At 39.4% G+C, this 5,878-nt stretch carries 5 protein-coding genes and 1 tRNA gene; all 6 read right to left on the bottom strand.

Features of this window, described 5'->3' with window-relative positions; translation table 11 throughout:
- Positions 1 to 1,103: hypothetical protein (locus ACMWJS_RS17690; protein ID WP_414747361.1), on the bottom strand; the 1,103-nt coding region annotated here is incomplete at its 3' end.
- Positions 1,084 to 2,460 (bottom strand): DNA phosphorothioation-dependent restriction protein DptG, encoded by a 1,377-nt coding sequence (gene dptG / locus ACMWJS_RS17695; RefSeq protein WP_414747362.1) that lies wholly within the window; start codon positions 2,458 to 2,460, stop codon positions 1,084 to 1,086. The genes dptG and ACMWJS_RS17690, both read right to left, overlap by 20 nt.
- Complete coding sequence (dptF, locus tag ACMWJS_RS17700; protein WP_414747363.1) at positions 2,457 to 4,046, bottom strand: DNA phosphorothioation-dependent restriction protein DptF; 1,590 nt, start codon at positions 4,044 to 4,046, stop codon at positions 2,457 to 2,459. Before dptF ends, dptG begins: the two co-directional genes overlap by 4 nt.
- Positions 4,047 to 4,144: 98 nt before the next feature.
- Positions 4,145 to 4,229, bottom strand: a tRNA-Leu gene (locus ACMWJS_RS17705).
- A gap of 106 nt (positions 4,230 to 4,335) precedes the next feature.
- The gene (locus ACMWJS_RS17710; protein WP_334762476.1) at positions 4,336 to 5,058 is read right to left on the bottom strand and encodes a topoisomerase II; all 723 of its coding nucleotides are present in this window, start codon (positions 5,056 to 5,058) and stop codon (positions 4,336 to 4,338) included.
- Between the two features lie 30 nt (positions 5,059 to 5,088).
- Entirely contained in the window at positions 5,089 to 5,847 is a 759-nt protein-coding gene (gene miaE / locus ACMWJS_RS17715) for a tRNA isopentenyl-2-thiomethyl-A-37 hydroxylase MiaE (protein WP_048225408.1), read from the bottom strand.
- Between the last annotated feature and the right edge of the window lie 31 nt (positions 5,848 to 5,878).

Here is a 5,878-nt window from a genome sequence, read left to right on the forward strand (position 1 = left end):
CCCTTATCAATAGATATTGTAGATGTGATTCTTCTATTTATTCCATTGTTATTGATAATAATTTCTTGTATGCAACCATCAACATCATCACTACCAATTTCATTATCTCGAATATTTGCTCCCTTAAAAATAATTGAAATGTCGAATTTTTTTAAATCCTCGGGCACTTCTAATACAACATGTTTACGTCTTTTTGCACCCGCAGTTTTCCCTTCGTCTATTGTTCTTATTTTAACATCACTCTTAGTTTCTATCGTAATAAATTCTATATTTGGCTTTTTATTGCCATCCATATCTTGTTTTATTAAGTCAAACTCCAGACTCTCCCAACCATCGATATTCTCAGCGTCAAAATGTTTTTTTATAAATTGAGAGCTAAATAACCCTCCAAGCTTATCTTCTAATTGCCCTGGGAAATTATCGACTTGATATTTAACTAGTGAGTGAATAGTTTTATTCTCATCTATCCTATTACGTATCTGTTTTTTATTTTCCCACAACTCAACAGTTGGATCTCTAAATAACCCAAGTTTAGATAAGTCAAAGTTACCTGAGTAGACACACTCATAAAGATTTTTATACGAAAGAATATTTGAATTATCCTCAAGCATATTATCAGTTTGATATTCCAGTAAAATATTATAAAAATTCTGATTTAAGCTTTCAGTACAAAACCCCCCCATTATTTTATTAAAATACGGAATACTCCAAACTCTTTCGTTTTTTGTTAAATCATCAGCACTGTTAGTGATGGTATCTAAAATAGTATCATGAAGAAAAAGGATTATTGGAGAAACCTTGAAGTAATCTTTTTTTTGCAATTCGTCTCTTAGGAATGCTAAATAATCTTGATTGAATCCATGATCCCCACTCTCAGAATGTAGCAATGGGATAATGTTTTTCTCTTTATATACAATATAGGGAAAATGCACATCAGATATACATATTTCTTCTGAGCACTTTTCAATGAAGAAATCATATATTACCTTTCGTGATTCTGGGCTCGACAGTTTAAACTGGAGCCGGCTTCCTGAAATAACATTATCCCCAACCCACGAAATAAACTCATTGACTAAAAGCTGCTCAAATTGTTGAATTAACATACACTGCATCTCCGCTATCGCTTTTCTTTTCAATGTTGCCAATACGTTGGAAAAAATCCAATAACTTGCTTTTAGATTGACTATCGAAATACATACCACGACTATTGAAATTATCAATAAGTTCATTGAATCTCATTTTGCCATTATTTCCAATTATCAAATTTGTTATAAATAATAGCATATCTTGATTTATCACAAGATGAGTTCCACCACGCCTTCTCGTTTGTCTAAACCCGGACGTATAATTATCAATTATTGAGTTGATAATTTTACCATTTACGCCTCCCTTTTTATTTTCAGAGGAAATATATTTTTTATCGAATTGCTTACAATATAAATCTGAGAGATTTGTAATGGCTTCAAATATGTTAGACGATTTTTTATCGTAAACAAAGTTCAATAATTTCGTAGAGAATCTTACAGCATAATGATCAAGTAATTGCACAATATCTTGATTATTGTCATATTTATCCAGCTTGTCATATAGTGACCAAAGTGGTTCTGGATCTTTTTTATTTACAGCCAAAACCTGAACGAGTGATAAAATTGGAAATATTTTTTTTATAGAATCTTCAAAACTTTTCCAACCATTATTATTTAGGTACATACGTTCCTGACTTGCTTTTTCATTTTCAAGTATGAAATATAATGGTTTGGAGGATGGCATCCCACTTGACCATTCAGAAATATTTAAAGACAATTGAGATATATATAAAAAAGTATATAGCTGCAAAAACAATGCGATATTTTCCAATAAAAATGAAGGGTTACTTGCTAGAAAGAATAAGTCCAAATTAAAATAATGAGATAAAAATGGTAGATACTCATGTTTTAAAGACTTATCAAATTTCTTGGGCTTCGTATTTATTAAACTACAAATTTCGTTACTAATAAAATCATTAAATAAATTATCTGATTCGATTTCTTTATTGAAAGATAACAGGTTTGACAAATTAGTTGCAACTCTGCGACTAGCACGTACTACATTCTTTCTTTTGCCTAGGTCTATTTCTTCCACATTCCCATCTTTAGCTTCATTGGGTAGTGTATGAGTATATAATAATAAGCAGATCGGTGATAACCTGTACACATCAGACTTTGTAAAATAAGCCTTATTTATTAGCTGGCAGAATTGCTTACTCATCCCTTTTTTACTAAAATGCTCTAAACTCGCGATACGTAAAGATTCTACTGATTGGTTTTCAGCGTCAACTTTGTATAAGTCTGATATAAAATACCCTGCGGCTATTTTCCAATCACATTCGTTATAATTTGTCTTTAGAGGCCAAAATGGAGATGGCTGATTATCGAAATCATTTTTATTTAGAGTGTCAAAGTCCACTGTTTCATCTATCATTTATGCATCACCTCAAAATGATTACCATCTTTTTCAACTTCAAATACATCATCTTTATTAATAAAGGTTAGCTCTTTCTTAAGAATTAATCTTTGTTTTATTTTTGTAACTAAATCCTCAAGTAAAATTACGGAATTCTTATCATGTTTATTCGGTCTGTATCCTTTGTTCAATCTAACCAAAAGCTCTAAGACATTTATATTTAAAACAAAAGAAATAGATTCATCTTTTTTATCTAAGTGGAAACTACATGTAAACGTAGTGAACGTATTAGACCTATTGTTTTTTATTTCTTCCCAAGATGGGGTTATTTTAAAATCACTCACAATTAATACATCGTTATAATTTGACAATAATAATTGATGAGTTCCCAAAAAAGGAGAGTTTCTATTTAAGAACTTTGAAACTGCTACTGTAAGAATATTTCTATAAAACGATTGAATATCTTTTGCGAAAGGACTATCTATTGGACTCTCATGCTCATGCCCTAATTTTAGTACAGTAAAATAATCTAATGTGTCATTTTGAAAATCATTTGCGAAAGTACGGTGAAAATCATTTGAGAAAGAAATTTTATTTAATAAATAAAATAACCTGATATATGATCTACCACTAAAATCACAAACTAAATCATAATTTTTTATTAATGTTTCTTTAAACTCTATAAACGCTTGATTCTCAAGGCATAGCTTTTGTTCTAATAAAAAACCATCGGTACACTTTGCTCTAACTAAAGATGGATCAAATATTTTTAACTGATTTATCAACTCGCTATTTTCAGAAGTAAAAAGATTATCAAAAATATACTTTGGCCCAACGAGTAGATTAAATATAAAATCTAAGAGTGATCTTGTAGTCAAGAATTGATCTTTAGCTAGCCTAATTCTTACCAAAAGATCAATAATAACCTCCTGCACTTGATGGATACATAAAAATTTATAGTTGATTATTTCGATTTTATCATCACCATTTAATTCTGCTTCCGTCATTGCATCCCTAAATGGATTGTTGTGCTCAGCCGTCAAGAGTGATAATAATGATTTTGTAAATCCTGATGTCGCCTTATTATTATCAAAATTAAACTTTGAGTATTTTTTATCTTCAAAACTTAAGAAGTAAAAACCTTCATCATATTCTTCCCCTTGGATAAATTTAGTTAGCTCTTTTTTTATTTTGTCATCTTTGCCTTTTTCAATATAGTTAGCAATCATACCAATATTGATACCTATAACCAAAGCAATGTAATGACTAGAGTAATTTTGAAATAGATTATCAAGTGTTGCTATAGCATCATATTGTGGTGTTAAAGCATGAGTTGCGTCGAGATGGAACTTTATATTTTTGAATTTTTCTTTTTGGCTATATTTAGTCAGAATAGCCGATTTACCATCGCCACTACTGCCACAAACAAATATAATTTTCCCATCCGGAGAATCGGTTATAATTTTTTCGAAATCTTTTTCCAGGTCTGTTGGAATGTACAGATAATCTTTGAACTTGTTTACATTTCGCTGAGAATGTTCTATCTCAACAGCCTGAGGTGAGGACTTAGACAAAACGCTAAGCGCACTTAAGAAAGCACCCATACAATTTCCACATAGTTAGTATGTCATGTTCGAATAGTATTCGAATGAAAACCAAGTTTCAATTGTTTGCATTGATACTGCAATAGAGGGGATGTATCTGGTGCCGAAGGCCGGACTCGAACCGGCACGTATTTCTACGGTTGATTTTGAATCAACTGCGTCTACCGATTTCGCCACTTCGGCACTGAAGGGGATGCGGAAACGTTGTGGATTATACCTGTCGCGCGCCGCCATGCAAGCGACGACGCGCGAAACCCGCGCTAAGTGCCCAAAAAACCAGCGCCCTTTGTCACTCCAGCTCAGACACCGCCAGACGAATCACTCTCGCCGCCTTCTGCTCAGGCAGCGCCAGCACCTTGGCCCACATCTCCTGCACCATATCGCAGGAGAGCTTCTCTTTGCCCACCGCCTTCTCCGGCATCTGCAGCAGCTGGATGTCCTCGCCGTACTTATCGGCAAGTTGCTTCATAATCGGCCGCACATCCTCGACGGCCGCCTCGCGTTCGGCCGGGGTCACGGTGTGGCGGTTTTTGCCGTAGGCCGCGCGCATCATATCGGCGTCGGCCTGCATGCGCCGCGTCATCAGGTCTTTATCCAGCATGCGCATCGGGTTCACGCCGCCCTTCACCATCGGGTAGAGGAAGCGGAAGCAGGCGTCGTCGCTCACCTTCTGGATGGCGGCGGTCTGCTCCATGTTGATGGTCATGTAGTTCACCACGTTGGCGTCCGGGGCGTTTTGCAGGCGCGACATCTGCAGATGCAGGATCTGCGGCTGGATGGTGTCGATAATCTGCTGCTCCGGCTCGCCCGCTTTTTGCAGGGCGGCCATCTGGTCGAGGATGCGCTGATGCAGCGCGGGCTCCTGCTCCTTAATCACCTGCCAGGCGGGCATCGCGTTGAGGGTGGTATCAATCTGGTGTTCGGGGGCACGCTGCTTATCGAAGAATACCCAGAACGCCACGGCGGCAGCCGCGACGACGACAATCACAATACGGGTCCACGTTTTATTCATCTCGCATCCTTATCCTTTCGCTATGCCGGTTTACACCGGCACGCCGCTATGGAAGCGAAACTCGTTGTCCGGTGTCGAGATAAGTGTGGCTTCAATTTCGCCAAAATGCTGTATGCGCGGTGAGATATCGTCGTCGCTCACCTGCTGCGCCAGCGTCAGGTAGTCCTGATAGTGGCGTGCTTCCGAGCGCAGCAGCGAGAGATAGAACTTCTGCAGGTCGTCGTCGAGGAACGGAGCCAGCGCGGCGAAGCGTTCGCAGGAGCGGGCTTCGATGTAGGCGCCACAGATGAGCTTGTCGATCAGCGTCAGCGGTTCGTGGGTGCGTACTTCCTTCAGCATCCCTTTGGCGTAGCGGCTGGCGGTGATTTTGACGTACGGAATGTCGCGGGCCAGCATCGCCTCACGCACCTGCCAGAAGTGGTGCAGCTCCTCTTTGATCAGCAGCACCATACTGTCGATGAGCGCCTGGCCCCACGGGTCGTCGGTTTTGGGCATCACGCTTTTGCCAATCTGCTTGTGCAGGGCGATGAAGTCCGGCTCCGGGCCGTCGCGGAAGGTGAACTGTTCGTAGGGTTTGAGCCAGTCGAGCAGCGCGTCGGCACCGCTTTCGTCGGCGACGTATTTACGCACCAGCAGCAGCGCGGTCTGGGCGGCCTTGAGCTCGCACACCATGTGGTCGGTGAGCAGCAGCGGCAGGTTCGCCGGGTCGCGGGCTTTATCAATCCATGCTTGCGGGGTCGGGCACTGGAGGAAGTTGAGTACGGGGGCGAGTATCTGCGGGTAATCCATGGTTCTGCCTTGAAAAAGCGGTGGCGCGCGC

It is taken from the genome of Enterobacter sp. HK-058-C-ECC (genome assembly GCF_047531125.1).
GTDB lineage: Bacteria > Pseudomonadota > Gammaproteobacteria > Enterobacterales > Enterobacteriaceae > Enterobacter > Enterobacter quasiroggenkampii.